General features: G+C 61.0%; 18 protein-coding genes and 1 pseudogene. 9 read left to right on the forward strand and 10 right to left on the reverse strand.

Going from position 1 to position 22,691, the window contains the following annotated elements; genetic code table 11:
* Window positions 1–320: 320 nt before the first annotated feature.
* From fecE to ACTD9P_RS05510, 5 genes are all read right to left on the reverse strand, one after another.
* Window positions 321–1,112, reverse strand: coding sequence for a Fe(3+) dicitrate ABC transporter ATP-binding protein FecE (gene fecE, locus ACTD9P_RS05490; RefSeq protein WP_438866972.1), 792 nt, complete (start codon window positions 1,110–1,112; stop codon window positions 321–323).
* Window positions 1,113–1,116: 4 nt separating this feature from the next.
* On the reverse strand, window positions 1,117–2,085 hold the full coding sequence (locus ACTD9P_RS05495) for a FecCD family ABC transporter permease (protein WP_438866973.1): 969 nt from the start codon (window positions 2,083–2,085) through the stop codon (window positions 1,117–1,119).
* Entirely contained in the window at window positions 2,082–3,071 is a 990-nt protein-coding gene (gene fecC / locus ACTD9P_RS05500; protein WP_438866974.1) for an iron-dicitrate ABC transporter permease FecC, read from the reverse strand. The genes ACTD9P_RS05495 and fecC overlap by 4 nt, the downstream gene beginning before the upstream one ends.
* A gap of 2 nt (window positions 3,072–3,073) precedes the next feature.
* Window positions 3,074–3,988 (reverse strand): Fe(3+) dicitrate ABC transporter substrate-binding protein FecB, encoded by a 915-nt coding sequence (locus tag ACTD9P_RS05505; protein ID WP_438867026.1) that lies wholly within the window; start codon window positions 3,986–3,988, stop codon window positions 3,074–3,076.
* A 298-nt stretch (window positions 3,989–4,286) separates the two neighbouring features.
* Complete coding sequence (locus tag ACTD9P_RS05510; protein ID WP_438866975.1) at window positions 4,287–6,692, reverse strand: TonB-dependent siderophore receptor; 2,406 nt, start codon at window positions 6,690–6,692, stop codon at window positions 4,287–4,289.
* 166 nt (window positions 6,693–6,858) lie between these two features.
* On the opposite strand from ACTD9P_RS05510, the gene ACTD9P_RS05515 reads away from it, so the two are divergent.
* On the forward strand, window positions 6,859–7,488 hold the full coding sequence (locus tag ACTD9P_RS05515) for a CatB-related O-acetyltransferase (protein ID WP_438866976.1): 630 nt from the start codon (window positions 6,859–6,861) through the stop codon (window positions 7,486–7,488).
* 5 nt (window positions 7,489–7,493) lie between these two features.
* On the opposite strand, the gene ACTD9P_RS05520 is transcribed toward ACTD9P_RS05515, so the two are convergent.
* The 4 genes and pseudogenes from ACTD9P_RS05520 to ACTD9P_RS05535 all read right to left on the reverse strand — a co-directional run bounded on the left by ACTD9P_RS05520 (window position 7,494) and on the right by ACTD9P_RS05535 (window position 9,860).
* The gene (locus ACTD9P_RS05520; RefSeq protein WP_438866977.1) at window positions 7,494–8,135 is read right to left on the reverse strand and encodes a glycoside hydrolase family 25 protein; all 642 of its coding nucleotides are present in this window, start codon (window positions 8,133–8,135) and stop codon (window positions 7,494–7,496) included.
* Between the two features lie 527 nt (window positions 8,136–8,662).
* Window positions 8,663–9,241 carry a plasmid pRiA4b ORF-3 family protein gene (locus ACTD9P_RS05525; RefSeq protein WP_438866978.1) on the reverse strand — a complete coding sequence of 193 codons (579 nt, stop codon included), beginning with the start codon at window positions 9,239–9,241 and terminating at the stop codon, window positions 8,663–8,665.
* Window positions 9,242–9,258: 17 nt separating this feature from the next.
* Window positions 9,259–9,559 (reverse strand): annotated as a pseudogene (locus ACTD9P_RS05530) (transposase domain-containing protein); the annotation flags it as partial.
* A gap of 46 nt (window positions 9,560–9,605) precedes the next feature.
* Window positions 9,606–9,860 (reverse strand): carbohydrate-binding module family 20 domain-containing protein, encoded by a 255-nt coding sequence (locus ACTD9P_RS05535; RefSeq protein ID WP_438866979.1) that lies wholly within the window; start codon window positions 9,858–9,860, stop codon window positions 9,606–9,608.
* A gap of 261 nt (window positions 9,861–10,121) precedes the next feature.
* Between ACTD9P_RS05535 and ACTD9P_RS05540 the strand changes: the two genes are divergently transcribed.
* The 8 genes from ACTD9P_RS05540 (at window position 10,122) to ACTD9P_RS05575 (ending at window position 22,017) form a co-directional block, all read left to right on the forward strand.
* Window positions 10,122–12,734 (forward strand): winged helix-turn-helix domain-containing protein, encoded by a 2,613-nt coding sequence (locus tag ACTD9P_RS05540; RefSeq protein WP_438866980.1) that lies wholly within the window; start codon window positions 10,122–10,124, stop codon window positions 12,732–12,734.
* 175 nt (window positions 12,735–12,909) lie between these two features.
* Window positions 12,910–14,994, forward strand: coding sequence for a hydantoinase/oxoprolinase family protein (locus tag ACTD9P_RS05545; protein ID WP_438866981.1), 2,085 nt, complete (start codon window positions 12,910–12,912; stop codon window positions 14,992–14,994).
* Between the two features lie 13 nt (window positions 14,995–15,007).
* Window positions 15,008–16,666 (forward strand): hydantoinase B/oxoprolinase family protein, encoded by a 1,659-nt coding sequence (locus ACTD9P_RS05550; RefSeq protein WP_438866982.1) that lies wholly within the window; start codon window positions 15,008–15,010, stop codon window positions 16,664–16,666.
* A gap of 64 nt (window positions 16,667–16,730) precedes the next feature.
* Complete coding sequence (locus tag ACTD9P_RS05555) at window positions 16,731–17,621, forward strand: hypothetical protein (protein ID WP_438866983.1); 891 nt, start codon at window positions 16,731–16,733, stop codon at window positions 17,619–17,621.
* A gap of 34 nt (window positions 17,622–17,655) precedes the next feature.
* Window positions 17,656–18,480 (forward strand): aspartate/glutamate racemase family protein, encoded by an 825-nt coding sequence (locus tag ACTD9P_RS05560; RefSeq protein WP_438866984.1) that lies wholly within the window; start codon window positions 17,656–17,658, stop codon window positions 18,478–18,480.
* Window positions 18,481–18,535: 55 nt separating this feature from the next.
* Window positions 18,536–19,876 (forward strand): MFS transporter, encoded by a 1,341-nt coding sequence (locus ACTD9P_RS05565; RefSeq protein WP_438866985.1) that lies wholly within the window; start codon window positions 18,536–18,538, stop codon window positions 19,874–19,876.
* Between the two features lie 167 nt (window positions 19,877–20,043).
* A complete protein-coding gene (locus ACTD9P_RS05570) occupies window positions 20,044–20,301 on the forward strand; it encodes a pepsin-like aspartyl protease (protein ID WP_438866986.1) in 258 nt (85 codons plus the stop codon).
* A 30-nt stretch (window positions 20,302–20,331) separates the two neighbouring features.
* Window positions 20,332–22,017, forward strand: coding sequence for an avidin/streptavidin family protein (locus ACTD9P_RS05575; RefSeq protein ID WP_438866987.1), 1,686 nt, complete (start codon window positions 20,332–20,334; stop codon window positions 22,015–22,017).
* Window positions 22,018–22,474: 457 nt separating this feature from the next.
* Here the strand turns inward: ACTD9P_RS05575 and ACTD9P_RS05580 are convergent, their stop codons facing one another.
* The gene (locus ACTD9P_RS05580; protein ID WP_438866988.1) at window positions 22,475–22,633 is read right to left on the reverse strand and encodes a hypothetical protein; all 159 of its coding nucleotides are present in this window, start codon (window positions 22,631–22,633) and stop codon (window positions 22,475–22,477) included.
* Between the last annotated feature and the right edge of the window lie 58 nt (window positions 22,634–22,691).

The following is a 22,691-nucleotide window of genomic DNA, read 5'->3' on the forward strand; positions in this document are numbered from 1 at the left end:
GCCGCGGGGTCTTTACCCGGTTATGGCGCGCAGAATCTGAATCACGCTGGGTACCATCCGAGGTCAGGGGTAGGCTGTTGCGGTCAAACATAACGGAATGGATTTTAAAAATATAATGCTATTTGGGCATAAGCTAATATTCTCTACTTTCATTATTTACGAATAACTTTATTCATATAAATAATGTTTTTACTGATCGCTCCCACGCTCCGCGTGGGAATGCCTCATGGGACGCTCCGCGTCCCGCCCTGCAACCGGCAACCTTGTGACGCGGAGCGTCACGGGCTGCATTCCCACGCGGAGCGTGGGAACGAGCAGGGTCAGGCGTGGGTGCGGGTGCTTTTTTCCACCAGGCACATAGGCGTGCCGGAAATGGGCTCCTGCAGGATCTGCACCTGTACGTCGAACACCTGGCGCATCAGCTCGGCACTGATGACCTGGGCGGGCCCGCCATCGGCAACCAGCTTGCCGGCGTGCATCACCGCCAAGTGATCGGCGTAGCGGCAAGCCTGGTTGATGTCGTGCAGTACGGTGATCACGGTTTTGCCCTCGGCGGCCAGTTCACCCATCAGGTCGAGCAGTTCGACCTGATGGCTGATGTCGAGGTAAGTGGTGGGTTCGTCGAGCAGCACCACTGGCGCGTTTTGCGCCAGCACCATGGCCAGCCAGGCGCGCTGGCGCTGGCCGCCGGACAGGTCCGCCAACGCGCGGTCGGCGAGGTTGTCCAGTTCCAGGCGTTGCATGGCTTGGGTCACCTGGGTCTGATCGTTGCCGCTCAGGCGCCCCCACAGCGAGTTATGCGGGCTGCGGCCATAGGCGACCAACTGGCGCACGCTGACGCCTTCCGGCACCGGCAATACCTGCGGTAAAAATGCGATCTGCCGCGCCAATTGGCGCGCGGACAAGCTGGCGTAGGCGTGGCCATCCAGGGTCAACTCGCCCTGGGTGGGTTTGAGGATGCGTGCAAACGCCTTGAGCAAGGTGGACTTGCCACAGCCGTTGGGGCCGATCAGCGCGGTGACGCGACCTGTCGGCGGTGCAAACGAAAGGCCCTGCACGATACGCGTGGCGCCGTAGCCGATATCGAGTTGGTGTGCCTGCAAAATACTCATGTGATCAACCCTTGAACCGTGCCAGCAACCAAAGAAAATACGGTGCGCCGATCACCGCCGTAAGCACGCCCGCCGGGATCTCGCTGGGCGCGATCAACGTGCGTCCAAGCGTGTCGGCCAGCACCAGCAATAACGCGCCAATCAACATCGCAGCCGGCAGCAAGTACTGGTGATGCCCGCCCACCAGGCGCCGCGCCATGTGCGGTGCGACCAGGCCGATAAAACCTATCGGCCCGATCACGCCGACGCCCAGGCTGGTGAGCAGCACCGCGCAGGCCATCGCCCACCAGCGGGTGCGGCCAAGCGCAGTGCCCAGGCTGTGGGCGGCCTCATCGCCAAGCGCGATCAGGTTCAAAGGTTTAGCCAGGCACAAGCCCAACGGGATCAACAGCAAAAACGGCAGCACCAGCGCCACGTGGTGCCAATTACGGCTCCACAAACTGCCTGTCAGCGCGAGCAATGCCGTGTTGATATCCAACGGGTGGGACAGGATCAAAAACTCGGTGACGCTGGACAAGGTCACCGCAATCGCCACCCCCGACAGCGCAAAACGCACCCCGGAAAAACTCACGCCGGTGTTGTACAGCGCCAGCAGCAAGGCCCCACCGGCACCGCCCAGGCAGGCCACCAGTGGCAGCCAGGCAATCGGCAGGTGCGGCCAACTGATGATCGCCACGGTCAGTGCCAGCCCGGCGCCCTGGGTCACACCGAGAATTTCCGGCGAGGCCAGCGGGTTGCGGATCACGCCCTGCACAATCGCACCGGCCAGGCCGAACGCGCAGCCGGCCAGGATGGCGATCAGGCTGCGTGGCAGGCGGTGGTTCCACACTTCAAAATCGAGGGCGTCGTGGGCCAGCAGGCGCTCCAGCACGGTGGCGGGTTTGAGCCACACCGCGCCGGCGCTGAGGCTCGCCAGCAACGCCACCAGCAGCAAGCCCAGCAGCAGCCATAAACGTAAGCGTGGCCGAATCATAGCGTGCGCCTGGCAAGAAACAGGAAGAACGGTGCGCCGATCAATGCAGTGACCACGCCCGCCGGGGTTTCCACCGGAAAGGCCACCGCGCGACTGAGCAAGTCGGCGCCCAGCACGATCACCGCGCCGAATGCGGCGCTGAGCGGAATCAGCCAACGGTAGTCGTTACCGAGAAACTGGCGAATGATATTCGGCGCGATCAGCCCGACAAAGCCAATGGGGCCGACCGCGCACACGCTGGCGCCCACCAGCAGCAAGCTGGCGACAAACACCTGCAAGCGCAGGCTGGCGATACCGACGCCCAACGAGCGCGCGGCGTCTTCGCCGAGATTGATCAGGTTCAGGCGCGGCGCGCACCACAGCGCCCACACGCCGCCGATCAGCGTGCACGGCCAGAGCAGTTGCACCTGGGCCGCACCGACATTGGCCAGCGACCCCGCCAGCCAGTTCAGCACGCTTTGGGCCTGGGCCTCGACCAGAATCACCGTGAGCCGGGTCAAGGCCGCGCACAGCGCTGCAACCGCCACACCGGCCAATACCAGCCGACCTTGCGCGGTGGTCGGCGACCACGCGCCGCCCAGGCTGAACACCGTGACCCAGGCCAACGCGCCGCCCAGGCAGGTCATCAACAGGGCGCCACCGGCAAAAGGCGGCGCGACCAACCCGGTCGAAAACAAGGCCAATCCCAATGCCGCGCCAGCCGTCACGCCGAACAATGAAGGCGACGCCAGACGGTTGCGGGTGATGCCTTGCATCAGTGCACCGGCCAGCCCCAGGCAGGCACCGACCAACGCCGCGCACAGCGCACGCGGCACGCGCAGTTGCGCCACGATGTAGGCCATATTGCCGCCCACGCTGCCCTGGTGAACCAGGCCGTTCCAGGCATCCGTCGCAGTGATGGTGAAGGGCGACCAGCTGTACAGTGAGTACCAGAACAACACGGCACCCAGCAGCCCAATGCCTGCCGCCGCGAAGCTGCGTTGCATGGTTATTGGCTCAATACGGCTTTGCCGCCCTTGAGAATCGCCAAGGTGTCTTCAGCGATTTGCTCCGACGCCAATACACCTCGGTTACGCGCCCAACTGTCGCCATCGACTTCAGCGACTTGATGATTGCGCACCGCGCCGAGCACTTGCCACAACGGCTGCTTGCTCCAGGTGTCGACGATACTTGGGCGGCGATAGTGACCGACCAGCAACCAGCCAGGGTCAAGCGCGAGCAATTGTTCCAGGCTGACAAACTCAGTCGGCGCGGCCTTGGCGCGTACCAAAGGCACTTTCAGGCCGATGGCTTGCAGCACGCTACCGGCGTAGGAGTCAGGCCCGTGCACAGAAAAACTGTCTTCACGCGCGACGCCGAACAACACGCTGGCACCCGCCGGAATCTGCTTGGCAATCGCCTGCAAGTGCTCACGGTTTTGGGCGATGCGTGCTTGCATCTGCGGGCTTTTGCCCAGTGCCGTGCCGATCAGTTCGGCGGATTTGAGGCTGCCTTCGTAATCTTCGCCACGGGATGGCAGCAACAAGGTCGGCGCGATGCTCGCCAAGTCGCTGTACAACGCCTGATGACGATTGAGGTCGGCGACGATCAAGTCCGGCTTGAGCCGGGCGATTTCTTCGATACTCGGTTGCGAACGCAGGCCCACCGACTTCCATTGGCCGATGGCCTGGCGCACACGCGGCAAGACGCGGTTGGCATCGCCATCGTCCGCAGCGCCGACCGGCGTGACGTCAACGGCGGCGAGGCTGTCGAGAAAGGAAAACTCCAGTACCACTACGCGCTTGGGCGCATCCGGCAAGTGCACCGCGTGCTGGCCGTCATTAAGGTCGATGGGCGCGGCGTTCAATACGCTGCAAGACAACGCCAGGAGGCAGGCGGCAAGGGTCGGGATGGAGCGCAGCATTCGCATGACAAAGACCTCGGCGTTAAAACACCCCTGCTGGACGGGCTGGGGAAAACGGCGGGTACTATTCCATATTGAGTCGATGCAATCAAAAAACATTCTTATTAACGCGGCGAGTCCGTGGTGTGTGCTGGCCTATGTGGTCAGGGCTGTGTGGCAGCTGGCTTGTGTGGGAGCTGGCTTGTGTGGGAGCTGGCTTGCCTGCGATAGCATCGACCGGGTCTTACTGACAGACCGAGGTGCCTGTATCGCAGGCAAGCCAGCTCCTACATTAGTCTTCCCCGGATGATCGTTGCGTTTAGAAGTCCACCGTGGCCGACAGCAAATAGGTGCGCGGCGTTGACAGGGTGAGGCCAGGCTCGCTGTCATCCGAGGCGCCAGCCGAACTCCAGTAGCGTTTATCGGCGACGTTCTCGACATTCGCCCGCAAGGTAATGTGCTTATCGTCGACCTTGAACGCATAACGCGCGCCGACGTCAAGGCGGGTCCAGGCGTCGATTTCCTTGGCGTTGGACTGGTCCAGGTACTGCGAGCTGGAATAGATACCACGGCTGGTCAGAGTCAGGCCTTCCACCGTCGGCAGATCCCATTCGGCGCCCAGGTTGACGTTGTACTTGGGGGTGGCCGGGGCGCGGTTGCCGTCGAAAGTACCGTTGGTGGTGTGGGTCAGTTCGCTGTCGATAACCATCACACCACCCAGCAGGCGCACGCCCTTGAGCGGCTCGCCGAACACGCTCAGTTCCACGCCGTCGTTCTGGCGTTTGCCGTTGGGGCCGAACACTCGCGTAGTAGCGTTGGTCTCGTAGGCTGGCTGCTTGATGCGGAACACCGCAGCTGTCACGGCAAACGCGCCGGCGTCGTATTTGGCGCCTACTTCCACCTGGCGGCTGACAAACGGCGGGAAGATTTCATCTTCGTTGATCGAGGTCGACGGCGCGATTTTGCCTTGGCTCAAGCCTTCCATGTAGTTGGCGTACAGCGACAGTTTGTCGGTGGCTTTAAACAGGATGCCGCCGGAGGGCGAGACTTTTTCCTCATCGTAGGCCGTAGCGCCTTTGACGTTGTCGGTCCAGTCGTCGACCTTGACCCGCTGCCAGCGCGCGCCAAGGGTCAGGAGTAAACGTTCGTCGAAAAAGCCCAGGGTATCGGACAGCGCCACGCCACTGAAGCGGTTCTCGGTGTAGACCTTGGAATCCAGGCGTGTTGGCCGTGAAGGGGTCGGGGTTTCTACCGGGTTGTACAGGTTGCTCGGCGCCGCCGCGTAACGGGCGCCGCCGTTTTCAAAGTCCATGTAGAAGTAGCTGGCCGCCAGGTTGATCTCATGGCTGACCGGCCCGGTATGCAACCAACTGCGCACACCGGCGGTGGCGGTGCGCACGTTTTCATCGCGGGTGAAATCCCGTGGCAATACGCTGAAATCCCCGGCGTTGTCGGTGACGGAAACCGCGTGACGCAAGAAGTCGTGATTACTTTTACGCGCGCCCACGCCGCCATACAGCATCACGCTGTCACTGAGGTCGAACTCGCCGTTAACCGTGCCGAAGGTGTCATCGGTGCGGGCCTTGCTCCAGGGCTGCGCATAGTTGCGGCGCACATCGTTGGCGCTCGGCACACGCGCATTGGCGCCGACCTGCACGCGCTCTTGCGGCGCATCGGTGTCGCGCTCGGTGTGGCCGATATCCGTGGAAAGGCGCAGGCGCTCGCCGCGAAAATCCAGGCCCAGCACCGCCATTTCACGGTCGACGCTCTGGTGATCCCATTCGGTATCGCCGGACTGCTTCACGCCATTGAAACGGATGCCGAACTTGTTGTCCTCACCAAAGCGCCGTCCCACGTCCACCGCGCCACCGGCTTGGCTGCCGGACGCCCAGGTGCCGGTCAGCGAGGTGATGTCCTTGTCGGTGGCGCGCTTGGGCACCACATTGATCCCACCGCCCACGCTGCCGCGCGGCGAGATGCCGTTGATCAACTGGCTCGGGCCTTTGAGGATGTCGACGCGCTCAGCCATCTCCATGTCGATGGTGTATGTCGGCAACACGCCGTACAGGCCGTTGTAGGCCACATCACTGTTGAACAGGCTGAAACCGCGAATGGTGAACTGTTCATAACGCCCACCTGCCGGGTTGGTGGCGCGCACCGATGGGTCGCTGGCAATCAGGTCGCCGAGGGTGCGCGCCTGCTGGTTCTTCACCGCATCGGCGGTGTAGGTGGTCATGCTGAACGGGGTTTCCATAAAGTCCCGCGAGCCGAGCAGGCCTTGCGAGCCACGCCGCGCCACCTGGCCACCGGCGTAGGTATCGCCATCGGCCAACCCAGTAGTGCCAACGATGGACGTGGGTGCCAATTGCAGGCTGCCACTTTGCGGCACCGGCATCAGCCTGTAGGCCTGCGCGCCCATCGGTTGCAATTGCAGGCCCGAACCCGTCAGCAACTGCGCAAAGCCCTCCTCCACGCCGTATTCACCCGACAAGCCGGCGCTGCTGCGACCGCTGACCAGCGCCGGGTCCACCGACAGGTTGATCCCGGCGAGCCCGGCGAAGCGCGTCAATGCGGCGCTCAGGCTACCGGCCGGCACCTGGTAACTGCGGCGGGCGGTGCTGTCTTCGGCATAGCCGAGCGGGACAAATAACGGGCTGGCGCTGAGGCTCAGCATCAGGCTCAGGTTCAGCAACGGGCGCAAGCGCATGGGTCGGACTGCGGGCATGGGGAGAAGCTCTCGATTTTGTTCACTTACCTGCAATGACAGGCGAGGCGCAAAAAAGGGACAGGCGTTGGCGATTTTTTCAGAAGATAAAGCCTTCGTCTTGCATAGAAGGCAGCCATTGCTCACGATGTCGCCTGATTTCAATCTCTGCAAGAAGGCTCAACGCATGAAGCTATTGCGTAAATGGCGCGAAAAAAAAGCGCGCAAGGCAATACGCGCGCTCTCTCCACTTGAGCGCTCTACGCAAAAACTGCGTAACCGTTATCCAAATTACAGCTTTGGCATAGGCACCTACGGCGATTTGAAGGTGCACGACTGGCATGAGGGCACGACCCTGCGTGTCGGCGCCTACACCTCGATTGCCGGCAATGTGGAAGTGTATTTGGGCGGCCATCATCGCACCGACTGGCTCAGTTGCTACCCCTTCCCCGCCAAGATGAAAAGTCTCGCGCACATTACCGACTTTGGTGGCAGCAAAGGCGACGTGATCATTGGCAATGATTGCTGGATCAGCTCCCACGCGAAAATTCTGTCCGGCGTGACGATTGGCAATGGCGCAGTCGTGGCTGCGGGCGCGATTGTGACCAAGGATGTGGCGCCTTACGCCATTGTGGGCGGCAACCCGGCCAAACATATCCGCTGGCGTTTTGATGAACCGACTCGGCTGATTCTTGAGCAATCCGCTTGGTGGGACTGGCCGGAGTCGGAGGTGCGTGAGGTGGCGCATTTGCTCTGCAGTACGGATATCGGGCCGTTTGTGGAGTACCTCAGCCAGCGAGGACGTTCGGCTGGCTGAAGTCTTTAGCGCTTGACCCAATCAAGATCCACGGCACCTTGAATACCATCGACCTGGCCTTTGCTGCTGTGCTGCCACCAGTGCCAGCCCTTGCCGTGGCTACTCCAGGTTTCGGGCACCGTCGGCTGCCTGGCATCCCAGTTGGCGATCCACAACGGGCACGGGCTGAAATCGTACTTGCGCCACGCCACGCGGTCAGCCCAGATGCTGGGTGACGTGTAAATGTAGGGATGGGCGCCATCGAGCACTTGCGTGCTGAGCAGCGTTACCAGCTCATGCAGGGCATCGGCCATCTGATCCGGGCTCGCCTCTTCGTTGCGCGAAGTTTCTACGTCAATGGCCAGGATGTGCTTCCCGACCTCGAAGTTGGCCTCGCAAAGCCGCTGCCGAATATTGGCCAGTTGTTCGCCAGGGGTACTGCTCAGTGCACGAAAGTAGTGGTAAACCCCCGCAGTCAAACCGTGGGCCAGCATCCCGGCAAAATTCGTCGCAAACCGAGGGTCAGTGTAGGTGCCCCCTTCGGTCATCTTCACGATGGCATGGGTGATACCGGCTGACGCGACGCGGCGCCAGTCGATCTCTCCTTGCCAGCGCGATACATCAATGCCACGAGCATGGGTGGTAGGGGTTTGCTGTTCACAACTCATGAGTTTCTCCAAGACGCTGGGTGCTTTATGCAACCTTTCATCTCGGATACTTTCATCCTTAGGCGCGGAAAAACCGTATATGAATACTGCCTGCGCCGGATGTCTCGGGTGCACCAGTTCCCGGTCCTGTTTATCCAAGCGCCCAGCGCAGTGACCCATTCGGCGGGACGAGAAACATCTGCGTACTCAGCTGGCACCACTTAGAAAGTGCAATCACTGAAAGTAGCCGACCAAGAAGCTCGAGCAGATTTGCTATGCACTTGTAACTCGCGAAAAAAGACCAGAATAAAGACCTATTTAGGGGTCTTATCTATGCAATATATTCTGGCTGATGTGGCGGTGAGCGTTTCCGAACTCAAGAAGAATCCCTCCTCCGCCTTTTTTTTCAGGATGAACTCCGGGAATCCAGTGACGAGATAGTCGTACCTGAACCCTCTGCGGAATTCGACCAGGGCGTGGTTTCCTGCAAAAGGATACGACTCCTACACTCCTGCGAGGTAACCGTCCGAGCACCACCGCCTTTCAACTTATCCTCTAATGCTCTTTAGCCTCTGGTTAACGCGCTGCGCGTCAAATGCTGCCGGGTCAAAGTCATCTCCATGCCACTCCAACATATTTTCATACTCGGGGTGGCCAGGATCTGCCATTACCTCAAGGAACTCGGAATATCCTGGCCAACCGCCGATATCTTCTGGCGGGCAAGCATTGGCACCTTCGACACAATATGGCACTTGAGGGCATGCCGCAGGGGGCAGCCTCTTTCCAACCTTAATGCGATGATCCCAGCCGTCACCAAAATCATAGAGATATCGGAATGACCTTTTTCTGTTCAGAGCACTCGCCAGAGTCTTACGAATCTCCGTGTGTATGGGACGGCCCCACCCATCGAGGTCAGGAATTCCGTAGGTTTCACCGTCTATTTCAAACTCATGTAGATGGTCGTCGTCCCACCCCATCGCAACCTGGATCACGGCGTGCAATGTGTCCAAGGTAATGTTCTCTGGCACCGCTACGCGGCGCCAGACAGTGGGTTCGACCCACTTCAACTCTATATGCAGCAGCAACAAATCAGGCTCGGATCTTAGCGAACGGACATTGTTGGCCATAGGTCAGGCAGCCTCGCTTATTTCTGTGGGGTTAAAGAAACGTTCCAGGGCAGCAACTCGTCAATCCGATTAACCGGATGCTCGGCAATACGCTCCAGCACGTGGGTCAAATAGGCTTGCGGGCTCAGGTCGTTGAGTTTGGCTGAGCCCACCAGGCTGCAAATAGCAGCAGCCCGCTCTCCACCTGCATCGGAACCGACGAACAGGTAGTTTTTTTCGGCTCAAAGCCATGGCTCGCAACGCCCGTTCGGCAGCGTTGTTGTCGATCTCAATTCGCCCGTCATCGCAGTAGCGCACCAGCGCCTGCCACCGATTGAGGCATAGAGAATAGCACCACCGAATGCCGATGTTTTCGACACTTGAGTCAGCGTCTGATTGAGAACGATGTGTTGTCGCCACTCTGCCAGCGAACCACCGTCGCGTCCTGCTCGCTACGCACATTGCACTTCCATTCATAGTGGCCGCCCTCAGGCCACTCGTTTTGGCCTTGCCAACGAGGGTACTGACTTACATCAGTCAAACGTACGGCGCGAGCCTTTGACCAATCCCCCAGTTCAAGGCTTGATCCGACGGCATAAACTCTTTCTCCTTTTTCAGTTTTACCTTGATCGCACCGCAACTGGACACTTTGGACAGTCCTCCATGATTGTGGCGGCCAGCGAAATATCAGTTCCCGCAGAGATCACTTATACGCCCGGCCATGCTGACGCCCGCCCGCGAAGGTCTACGACAAAGACGCCGTCACTGTATGCAAAAGCTGTAACACAGTTAACCAACACCTCCCCGGGTTTGCTGTTACAACAACGCCAAAACCTCTTCGCCGGTGACACTCACCATGAATCAAAAGCTCCCCTCCCGTTCATCTAATGCAGGGTACTGGATGGGCAAGCTAACGCCGCCGCAGGTGTTGCCGACGTCTGTTGCGCGAGAAGCGCTGTTGGCTTCCCTGAGGGAGAACGCGCTTGTCCCACTGACGCTGTTGACGGCTCCGGCCGGCTACGGCAAAACCACCTTGCTGATGCAATGGCATGCAGCCCTGCGGCAACAAGTGCCCGATACGGTATCGGCCTGGCTGTCGTTGGATGAGGCGGATGTCGAACCCAATCGCTTTCTGGCGTACCTGATCCTGGCCCTGGACCAGGCTGGCGTTGAACTGGAGCACTTGCCACACCTTGCGGCGTCACAGGCGATGGACGTGCAGCCCCAACGCACACTCAACGCACTGTTGCAGGCCCTTGCCCGAGAGAACCGTGTAGTCACCCTGTTTCTGGATGACTACCATCTCGCTGCCAGCCCCGAAATAAACGCCATTTTGAGCCATTTGCTGGAGCACGCGGCGCCCTGGCTGCACTGGGTGGTGGCCAGCCGCACACATCCAGAGTGGCCCCTGTCACGTTGGAAAGCCAAGGGCTGGGTACACGAAGTCTGTGCGCAGGCGTTGACCCTTTCCCTTGAGGAAGCCCGCGACATTCTTGGCGCTGATCTGGACGCCACTGCCTTGTGCCAGATACACAAGGCCACCGAAGGGTGGGCCGTGGCGGTGCAACTGGCCCGTTTATGGCGTACGAGTAACGATGCTTCGATTTACGGTTTGACCGCCTTCTCCGGTGGTGTGGCGGATGTCGCCAACTACCTCACCACACACATATTCAACCGCCTGTCCGATGACTGCCAAGCACTGCTGCTACAGACGTGTCTGCTGCAACGCTTCAATGCCGACCTGGCAGACGTGGTGTGTGGTCGTCATGACAGTGCCGAACAGCTGCGACAACTGGCCCACCTGGACGCCTTGCTGATTCCGTTGGATCCGGAGCGCCAATGGTTCCGCTACCACACCCTTCTGCGTGACTTCCTGCGACTGCGTGTCAACGGCCAGCAGCGCCAGGCTATTCATCGTGCGGCGGCACACTGGCTCGCGGGCCAGAGGGATTGGAGCCAGGCTGTTCACCATGCGCTCAAGGCTGACGACATCCCTTTGGCGGTGAGCCTGGTGGTCAGCGCGGGGGGTTGGGAGCTGGTGCTGCACCAAGGCATCCGTTATGCCCAAAGTTTGCTGCAGCAGTTCGATGCCGCCACATGCAGCAGCCACCCCGACCTCCTGCTGCTCCAGGCTTATCTACACGCCAAGCTAGGCGATCACGCGCTTTCGACGCAATTGTTGCAACGCGCCAGCAGCAAGGTCGCAGGCGACGCACGGCTGGCCCGTGACTTCCACGTCATCCAAACCCTCGCCGCGGCCTATCAGGACCACCTGGACTGTCTTGATACCGAATCCCTGACCGTCCACACCAGCCCATCCCCACTCGACCAGACACTTGCGCAAGCCACCCTGGAATGCGTGCTGGCCCTGGCGGCCCTGACGCGCGGCGAACTGGAAGCGAGCCTGCGCACGATCAGAGATGCGCACGTCAAAATGCGCGTCATTGCCAGCCCACGCGGCGAAAACTATTGCCGTATTCACGAAGCGCAAGCCCTGGCGCTCGCTGGACGCATCGACAACGCCGGCGTGTTACTGGAGCAGGCCCTGACCTTTGCCACCCAGCAATTCGGCCAGGAAAGTTCGTTGCGGGCACTGGTGGGCTGTTTCAAGGCCAGGCATCTGTATTGGCAGGGTGAATGGGCGCAGACCAGCCCTTGGCTCGAGGACGGCTGGGCCGCGCTGGAGCATGCCGACGGCTGGCTGGATATTGTCGCCGTAACGGCTGAAGTCACCTGGCGTACGCGGTTGCGTAGCCATGGCCTGCACGCGGCGCTATTGGAACTGAACCGTGTGGAACAATTGGCCGATGCCCGCCACTGGCCACGTCTATCGGGGCTGGTGCAGGCCTGGCGTATCGATGCGTGGGTGCAAGGTGGCCAACTGCCAACAGCCCGCCAGGCGCTCTTGCAGATGGATCTTGAACGCACCGCTAACGATGCCAGAGACTGGCGTAGTCAAGAGGCCGCCACGCTGGCGTTGGCCCGTATGCAGTTGCAGAGCGGGTTTTCGGCTGCGGCGCTGACCCGCTTGCGACGTGCCGCGACGGAGCTAGAGACAAAAGGGCTGCTGCTGCCGGCCTGGCGCCTGAGGTTGATGGCCTTGGCCGCCAGCAGCAAGGTGCGAACACTGGATGCCGAGGACACCGCACAGGCCCTGGCCCCGATCATCCAATATGGCCTGTCAGGGTTGCTTCTGGAAGTGGGGCCTTGCCTGCTGCCGGCGTTGTTGGATTATCCGGCGCCGCCGCCCATGCTCACCTCGGTGATCAAGCGGTTGCGTGGCTGGCGGGCGCATCCAATGCCCGCACACAGCGTGTTGAGTGAAAAAGAACGCCAGGTACTGAGCCTGCTCTCCCACGGTCAATCCAACAAAGCGATCGCGCTCGCATTGGACATCTCGGAAAACACCGTGAAGTTTCACCTCAAGCACCTGTTCGCCAAGCTGGGGGTGGACAACCGCACAGCCGCAATCAGCGCGGCACTGCGCCAAGGCTATCTCGACGCCTCGCTCTAAGCCGCCAACCTACCCAACCGGGTAGGTGCAACGGGCAATCGCTCGTCCCCTACCCGCCCCACCCATGGTAACTCGCCCCCTGCACTGCCTAGCATTGTGACCATCCGCGGAGGATGGTCGCGACGGTGGTCATCTCCTGTGCCTGACAAGAACAACAAACTTCAGGAGATGCACTGTGCAATCAAACCGCAAGACTGTGCGCGTCGCGACCGATGTGGGGGGCACCTTCACCGACTTGGTGTATTTCGAGAACGACCCCGTCACTGGTGAGCAGACGATCCGTACCGCCAAGGTGGATACCACTCCACCGAACTTTGCCCAGGGCATTCTGAACGTGATCCGAAAGGCTCGGGTCACCCTGTCGGAGGTCGACTTTCTCGCCCACGGCACCACGGTGGTCATCAACGCCTTGACCGAACGCCGTGGGGTCAAAACCGCCCTGATTACCACCCGGGGTTTTCGCGACATCCTGGAAATCGCACGCGCTAACCGGCCCGACTATTTCAACTTGAAGTGGGTCAAGCCCGCACCGTTTGTTCCGCGCTACCTGCGCCTGGAAATTGCCGGACGCCTGTGCACCGATGGGCGCGAACGCGAGCCGTTGGCGCTGGATGAACTGCCGGCCATGATTGAGGGCTTGCGCGCCAATGGTGTTCAAGCCATCGCCATCTGCCTGCTGCATGCCTATGCCAATCCCAACCACGAACAAGCGGTGCTGAACGAGGTAAAACGCTTATGGCCCGAGGTCTCGGTGGTTGCCTCGCACCAGATCACCCGCGAATGGCGCGAATACGAGCGCTCCAGCACCACGGCCCTCTCGGCCTATGTGCAACCGATCGCCGCGCGCTACCTTGATGAGCTGGAAGCCGGCCTGCGCAGCGAGGGCTATCAGGCGCCGCTGTACATCATGCAGTCCAATTGCGGTGTCGACAGCGTGGCCCATGCCCGCGATATCCCCATCACCATGGTCGAATCGGGGCCGGCCAGTGGGTTCTGGGCAGCGGCCGAGCTAGGCCGGTTGATCGACGAGCCCAACCTGCTAGGGCTGGACATCGGCGGCACCACGGCCAAATGCGCGCTGATCCGCAACGGCCAGGTTGCGATCAAGACGGACTATTGGATCGAACGCGACCGAATCAACGCCGGCTACCCGATCATGGTTCCGGTGGTGGACCTGGTGGAAATAGGCAATGGCGGCGGTTCCATCGCCTGGGTCGATGCCTTCGACAAACTGCACGTAGGCCCCCAGTCCGCCGGTGCAGTGCCCGGCCCGGCCGCCTATGGCCATGGCGGCAGCGACATCACCACCACCGACGCCAATCTGGCGCTGGGCCGCATCAATGCGCAGTACTTCTGCGGTGGCGAAGTGAGCGCCGACCTCAAGGCTGTCGCCCAGGGTTTCAACACGCTGAGCGAACGCCTGCAACTGCCTGCCGATGAGATCGCACGCGGCGTGATACGCCTGGCCAACAATAATATGGTCAACGCCTTGAAGCTGGTGTCATTGAGCCGTGGCCACGACCCACGCGAGCTGACCTTAATGGTCTTTGGCGGCGGAGGTGCGCTGCATGCGGTGGCCCTGGCCCGGGAACTGGGCGTCAAAAAGGTCATCGTCCCCCGTGGGGCCTCGGTGTTCTCGGCCTGGGGCATGACGCTTTCGGATCTGCGTCGTGACTTGTTCATCAATCGCTTTGTTGACGCTACGCAGTCACAGGCCCTCGTGCAAACCCAAGGGTTCCTGGACGAGCTGACGGCCAGCGCCCGTGAGCAGTTCACGGCCGAGGCGGTGCCCCCGGAACAGGTCGAACTTCAGGTGCATTGCAAGTTGCGTTACCAGAACCAGGAGCATTCGGTGGAAGTACCGCTGGGCCTTGATGAACGATTGGACACTGACTGGGAGCACATCGCAACGCGCTTCCACACGCTCTACGAGCAGCACTACACCTACCGCCTCGAGGCGCCGCTGGAGATTGTCGGTTTCCATCTGGTCGCTGTCGCCCAAATCGACAAGTTGATCCCCCAGGCCCTGCCCATCACCGGGCGCACGATTGACGCCGCCCGCAAAGGCCAACGCCTCGTCGATTACGCCACTGAGGGCATCCACGAAGCGGCCATTTATGACTACGCCCTGCTGGAGCCGCAGATGTGCTTTGACGGCCCTGCCGTGGTTGAAGACGCCGGCACCACCGTCGTAGTCCACCCGCACAACCACGTGCTCGTGGACCGCCTCGGCAACCTGCACATCACGCTCAACGGCTGAAGGGATTATCACCATGCATACACTCGACATCTTCACCCGCGACATTATCCAGAACTCGCTGCAAGCCATTGCCGACGAGATGTTCGCCGCCATGCGCAAAGCGGCAATGAGCCCGGTGATCTATGAGGTGCTGGACATGGGCACCGGCATCACTGACGCCAACGGTGACATCGCCAGTTCCGGAGCCGGCATCCCGGCCTTTGTCGGCGTGCTGGACAAGGCGGTCAAACAGATCCTGCTCCAACACACCGGCCCCGACGATATCCAAGACGGCGATGTCTTCATTTGCAACGACCCTCACAGCGGTGCCGTGACCCACCTCAATGATGTGGTACTGGCCATGCCAGTATTTGCCGAAGGGCGGCGTGTGGCCTGGACCGCCAACATTGCGCATTGGAACGATGTCGGCGGCATGGTGCCTGGATCACTGTCGACCCAGGCCACCGATATCTTCCAGGAAGGTCTACGCCTGTGCTCGGTCAAACTGATCAGCCGCGGCCAACCGATCCGCTCCGTGTTGCAGATCCTGCGTGCGAATACACGCATGCCGGACTTCATGGAGGGCGACCTGTGGGCGGGTGTGGCTGCGGTGCGGGGCGGGGCCCTGCGCCTGCGTGAGCTGACCGCCAAATACGGCACGGACCTGTTCCTGCTGGCCATGCAGGACTTCATGGACTTGGGCGAAAAGGTTTCGCGCAAGGCCCTGACGGAGCTCCCCAACGCCTGCCTGTTTCTGGAGGAACCGCAGGACGATGGCAGCGTCTTCAAGGTTACCGTGCAGATCGATGACCACACGCTGACCATCGACCTGCGCGACAACCCCGACCAGTGCGCAGGGCCGACCAACCTGAGCCGGGACGGAACCGTAGTGGCGGCGCAGATGGCCTTCAAGGCGCTGACGGCACCGCAGGGCATCACCAACGGCGGCACCTTTCGTCCGCTCACCGTGCTGACGCGTCCCGGTTCGCTGTTCGATGCCCAGTCGCCGGCGGCTGAAGGCTTCTATTTCGAGAACCTGATCCGCGTGCATGACCTGATCCTGCGCTGCCTGGCGCAGCAGTTCCCCAACCACCTGCCCGCCGGCAACTTCGCCTCGGTCTGCGCCACCATCATCGGCGGTCGGCACCCGGACACCGATCGCGTCTTTACCCTGGTGGAACCCGAGATCGGTGGCTGGGGCGCTGAGCCTGGGCGCGATGGCAACAACGCGGTCTACTCCGGGCTGCATGGCGAAACCTATAACTGCCCGGTTGAGGTGTGCGAGGCCCGCTATGGCCTGTACGTGGAGCGCATGGCGTTGAACGACGAACCAGGCGGGCACGGGCAGTTCCGCGGCGGTCGCGGCATTTGCATTGACTACCGCGTGCGGGCCGACGGCAGCTTCCTGACCTGCGGCTACACCCGCTCGGTTGTGCGGCCGTGGGGCCTGCAAGGGGGGCTGGACGGCACGCCCAACTACGTTGAAGTCCTGCGCGGTGAGCAGCCGCCGGAACGCTACGCCATGGCCAGCGGTGTCCCTCTGAACGCGGGCGACCTGGTGCGCGTGCGCACCGGAGCCGGCGGGGGCTACGGACCACCGGCGGCACGCGACCCCGCCGCCGTGCGCGAAGACCTGAAAAACGGCTACCTCGACGAGCCAACCGCCTACGCCGTGTACGGCGTCATGCCCTGATTCAACCGGCCGCCAAGCGGCGACCTTCCCATGCGTTCACCTACAACAAAAAGAGGGAACCGTCATGTTGCAACAGCCGTTATCGCGCTTAGGCGCTGTGGTTTCACTGGCTCTGGCATTGGGCAACAGCCCTTCGGCCCACGCTGAACAGTTCATTGGCTTTGGACAACCTGGGTTACCCGGGCGCTGGGCCTTGGAAACCTTTCCCGTGTTCAACCGCAACGTCGACGGCACTGTACGCGCCGGGGGCAATACGGTGCTGGCGTACTTTTCCGAAACCGGCTTTACCGACACCACCCGCGATCAATTGCAGTTCTGGGTCGGCGCCGTGCCCGGTTATGCCAGCACCCAAGGGGCGAAGAACACCAGCCCGTGGGGCGTTGCCTCTCCCAATCTCGGTTTCGCCTACTACTACAACGTGCTCGAACCCACCAGCGCCTACGGTGCGGCGGACTACACCACGTTCTGGGTCAACCCGACACTGATGGTCGAGTTCCCCAACGGCAACAACGATGTCGCCGGCCACGGTGCCTTTGCCAACCGTTACGCGGTCAGTTTCAGCGTGGCCAACTATTGGCGGCAGGGCAAATTCGCCGCCACCTTCACTCCCGTCGGCGTGCATTACGCCGCACGCAATCGCAACGCCACCGACCTGGGTGACGGCGACCCGCGCCAATTACGTGGCGGCATCAGCTACTGGTTCGCCGACATCGCCGCAGGCTACCTGGTGCGCGACGACCTGTGGCTGGGCCTGCACCACGTCTACCACGTCAACAACCGTGCGGCCTCCAGCTTTGCATCATCACGGGTGGGAAAGATCGGCCCCTCCATGACCTACACCGGGTTTGCCCAACAAGAGCTCTACCTGTCCGCCAATATAAATGTCGACTACTACCACAGCGCCAACCTGCCGCGCTCCACTGAACTGACCATGGCGCTGGTGAAGTTTTTCTAGCCCTGGCAACCCCTTTCATTTGAGGACATCCCGCATGGATACGGCAACAACCCCTCCCCTCCAGTCCCACGATGTACCGGTTTCGGTACGCTGGCTCAATCCGATTGGCTGCCCCACCTTTGATGCGCCGATCGCCGATTTACTGCACAGCATCAAACAACCGTCGACCCATGTTGAAGTGGTGTCCTTTGACATGACGCCCAGTCCGACACACCTGGAATACCGGACCTATGAGGCACTGACCTATGAACGCACCGTGCGCATCGCCCGCGATTGCGCCCAGCAAAACATTGATGCCTTGGTGATCGGCTGCTTCTACGATCCTGCCCTGGAAGACGCGCGGGAAATTTCCGGTAACTGCCTGGTCGTCGCCCCCTGCCAGGCGAGCCTGCAGGTGGCCGCACAACTGGCCAACCGCTACTCGATTATTGTCGGGCGTGACAAATGGATGGAGCAGATGCGCGAGCGAGTACGTGGCTACGGCGCAGGGGATCGGCTCGCGTCGATGCGCGCGTTGGGAATGGGGGTCGATGAGTTTCAAAAAGACCCCGCCCTTACCCGGCGCCGCATCATTGAACAAGCCTTCCAGGCCGTCGAAGAAGACGGCGCCGAAGCCATTATTCTGGGCTGCACCATTGAGTTCGGCTTCTTTGAGCAGGTGCAGCGTGAGGTGGGCGTGCCGGTCATCGACCCCGTGGTGGCCGCGTTCAAAATGGCCGAAGCCCTGGCTGGCATGAAGCAACGCTTCGGCTGGTCTCCCAGTCGCGTTGGCAGCTGCGAGCCGCCGCCGGAAAGCGAAATAAAAACCTTTGGCCTGTTCCAGGGCCCTGTGCCCATCGGCAATCGCGTGGACGCCTAGCCCCTCAACCTTGAGATGGCCGAGCGGCCATCTCCCTCACAGGGACCTCCCCCTCATGAGCGAAGCCATTGCAATGCCCGAGCACCAAGCACGTTCCACCCGGCAAGTGGGCGATGTTTTCCACGATGTGCCCTTGACCCGCGAGCACCTCAAGTGTTGCCTCGCGTTGTTCTTTGTCTTCGCCATCGAGGCGTGGGAGATGATGATCATTGTCTACACCGCGCCGCTGATCGCCCAGGACTTTGCGCTGGATGCTTTAGCCGTGGGCCACCTGATTGGCGCCATGTTCATCGGCATGCTGCTGGGCTCGTTGATCTGGGGCAAGCTGGCAGAACGTATCGGGCGCAAAGGCGCGGTGATCTGGAGCCTGGCCAGTTACGGCGTGATCTCGCTGGCCAGCGCCTTCGCGCCAGACTACACCACCCTATACGTGTTGCGGCTGCTGTCCGGCGTGGCGGCTGTGGGCATGATGGTGGTCACCTTCGCCCACTACCAGGAGTTGTTGCCAGTGCGCCAGCGGGGCGCCTTGACGGTGTACCTGGCGTCGGGTTGGCCCATCGGCATGCTCCTGGCGCTGGGAGCTACGGTGTGGCTGATGCCCTATGGCTGGCGCACGGTCATTGCGGTGAGTTCCCTCGGCGGCCTATGGGCGCTGGTGGTGGCGCGCTGGGTGCCGGAGTCGCCGTACTGGCTGGCCAGTGTCGGGCGCCAGACGCAGGCACGCGCGGTGCTCGCCCGCCTGAGCCGAGGTGCCGTGCAGGTACCACAGGACTGCCAGCTCCAGGTGGACCCCGTCAGCCGTGGCCGGCAACGGGAACTGTTCGCCCCGGCGCTATTGAAAATCAGCACCTTGCAAATCCTGGTCAACTTCACGTTTTCCTGGGGCTATTGGGGCCTGCAAACCTGGCTGCCGACGTTGCTGCAACAACGCGGCCTGACCCTGCCGCAGAGCTATGGGTTCATCGCGCTGTCAGCCCTGTGCATGATCCCCGGTTACATGGCCGCGTCATGGTTGACCCATCGCTATGGCCGCAAGAAGATCGTCGTCGGTTTTATCAGCGCCTCGGTGATCGCCGGCTATGGTTTTGCCAACTCACAAACGCTGGAGATGCTGTACCTGAGCAACTTTGCGCTGGCCTTCTTCAGCCTGGGTGCCTGGGGTGTTTGGGGCACCTGGATCGCCGAGCTGTACCCCACCCAGCTACGCACCATCGGCTACGCCTGGGCGATTCTGGCCCAGCGCATTGCCAACATCCTGGCGCCCTCCTTGATCGGTGCGCTGGTGGCTTATGGCGCATCGTTCAACATCACTACCACCTTCATCAACGCCTTCATGCTGGTCACCGTGGTGCTGACGCTGTTCATTCCCGAAACCGAAGGCAAGACGCTGGATTGACGTGCAGCTCATCGCGCTTTCACACAAGGGCGCTCGGCCGTCACCGACATAAGCCCGCCAGTGACTGCGGTTGAATAGCGGAGCGCCTCTGGCTGCGACCCTCACCGGTCGCTTCCACAGCCTCTCTACATCAGCGTCGATCACGCTTATCAGAAACGGAATTCACCATGAACAATGAACATCGGGTGGAGGGAATGCCCCTCGCCATGCAACGTGGCCCCTACCAGAACAACGGGGCCACACCCTGGTACTCAACCCTGCATGTCGGTACCCCGGGGCAACCCTTAAAGCTCTCGCTGGACACGGGCACCAACATCACCTGGGTTACCTCCAGCCTCTGCGCATCAGATCGGTGCCAACACTACAGCGCAGGCCGGTTTGACTATCAAGCGTCCAGCAGCTTCACCCTCACCGACTGCCTGTAACGGCCCTACAGCTTTGGCCCATGGGGAACCATGCAAGTCGAGTCGGGCGCGGACGTGCTGCACGTCAACCAGACGACGTTGCCCACCCAGCTTCTACTGGCGGCGGACTATGACGGTGCACAGTTTCGCCAATTGGATTGGGACGGCGGCATTGGCTTGCCCAGCAGCAGCGCCTATGTCGACGGCCGGAGTTCGTTCGTGTTCCAGGAATTGATGAACACCGGCAAGGTTGATCCAGCACACCCTTTCATCGCCTTCGATTGGGATGCCGTATCACGGTGCGGCAGCTGTCAGTTGGGCGGCGTTGATGCCACCAAGACCAAAGGCCCGCATCTATTTCTGCCCTGGTCGCTATACACCCAGGTCGCTGGCGTGGAGTACATCTGGTCTACGCCACTCACTTCCTACGCTGTCGGCGGCGAGGTGTTGTCCAAAGACCTGAGCTTTGCCCTGGATTCCGGTTCCTCTCGGTTCAAGGGAGACGACCGGCTGATGCGCCAGACCCTGGCGCGCATCGCTCAAGGTGGCTCCCCTGACGTGGTCCTTGGCTTTGCCGATGGCGAGATTACGCTCGGGGCCAACCTCTACAACGTATTGATTGAAGAAGGCCCCAGCAAAGGCAAAACCCTGCCTCAATTTGAGCCACTCGGACTGGCGGACCTGGTACTGGTGGGTTCATTGGTGATGGAGCACTGCTACACCGTCTATGAGTACCGCGTGGTCCAATGTCGTCCGGGGGCCTACTCATTGGCGCCTGCTGGCGTGTGGCTCTTCAATCGCCCGGGCGGCCCGCAGCTCATCACACGTTCGTCCTCGCAACCGTTCGAAACGGCACCGAGACCACTTACCCACGGAAAGCTCATCTTCAGCGCCGCGGACAAGGCCGAAGCGCCTTTGCGACCGATGTCGGTCGCCGGCACCTGGCAGAATGACTATGGTTCGGTCATGACGCTGACGGTTGAAGGGAATCGGATCTGCGGCACCTACCAATCCTCGACGGGTTCGACAGGCAAATATGCCGTGGCCGGCTATCAAACGCCGCCTGGTGCCCACACAGAACAAGGCCTTCCGATAGCATTGGCCATCGAATGGCACTCCTTGGGTGATGAACCCTCTGATCCCAGCTGGAACTGGTCTTCTGGGCTCAGCGGACAAATGCTGCGGGTTAAAAATGAGGACAGGCTGACACTGTCGCACTTGTTGGTCGCCTCCAGTGACTTCCCAGGGCTTGCTGACCCAGGGACCTACGTCGACAAGTTGCAGTACCACCGAGTTGCCCACGAACCGGAAAATCCACCGCTTACAGCCCCCACATCGGGGCCAGACATTGAAGATCCCCTAAGCGGTACCTGGGCAGCCGCTGATGGAAGCCGCTTGAACCTGCGTGTACAGGCCTGCCAGCACCCTGCGTTTGGCTATGTCAGCGGCACGCTGTCAGTCGATACAGGCGAGGCCGAAGTGTCCGGCTTCACCGACATCAATGCCCGAGCCAGCGGGCTGGCATTGCAATCGGTTAGCCTGACGGCAGCAGGAGGTTCAGGCTTCACGGCGCAGTGCCTGTCAGGTTCAGTCGACTTGAAAGATCACCGCTTGAATGTTCTGGTCATGGTCAGCTCACCAACCACTGTTGCGAACAGTTATGTGCAGACGCAGGTGAAGCCCCTGGCGTTTTATCGGCAAGACGCGCCAACGCCGCATCAAACGGCTCAGTCCTGAATATTGAATCAGATACTTATGAGGATGCGCGTCGGACGCTTGCCATCACTCAGGACCTTCTAATACCGTAACAGGCAGTGTCTTACAGCCCGCAACTGTATTGCCGACAGCGTGATCGGAAATGTACTGGGGAATGAAAAAAGACATGCGGTTTGGGGGCTAAACCGTATTGGTTAGCAGGGCGCACTGCGGCTGACACGCGAAGAAATGCGAGTGCTGCGGTACTACCGCACACTGTGAGACAACGACCGCTAGGCGACGCGTTGTTTGCTGCAGGCGCTGCAAACCGCGCAGCCGGAATTAACCCACCGCCCCACGAAAGCCAGGCCCGCCATGTGTGGAAATGCCAAACCGACGCATCCGATCAGGCTAAAAGAAAAAGTGGACCATCGCGCAATACAGCCTCTCGACCACCCATCGAACATTTGCCGGCAGCCTGATTGAATGGGAGAGATACTTAGCCACCAACGACGAGCGGATTCGGCATCAGACGGATACGTGGGGCACCGATGTCAGCGGAGAACCGCGCGAGGGCCTCAGTGATGGACGGCTGCCTAATTGAGGTGAGGATTTCCCTCATCACCGGAATCGTTTTTTGGCTCCACTCGTTGAACATTCTTCCTCCATGAATACCTTCTGTGTAATCCGCATGCACCGTTGACCCGCGGTCTCCT

Source organism: Pseudomonas onubensis (genome assembly GCF_965653655.1).
Classification (GTDB): Bacteria; Pseudomonadota; Gammaproteobacteria; order Pseudomonadales; family Pseudomonadaceae; genus Aquipseudomonas.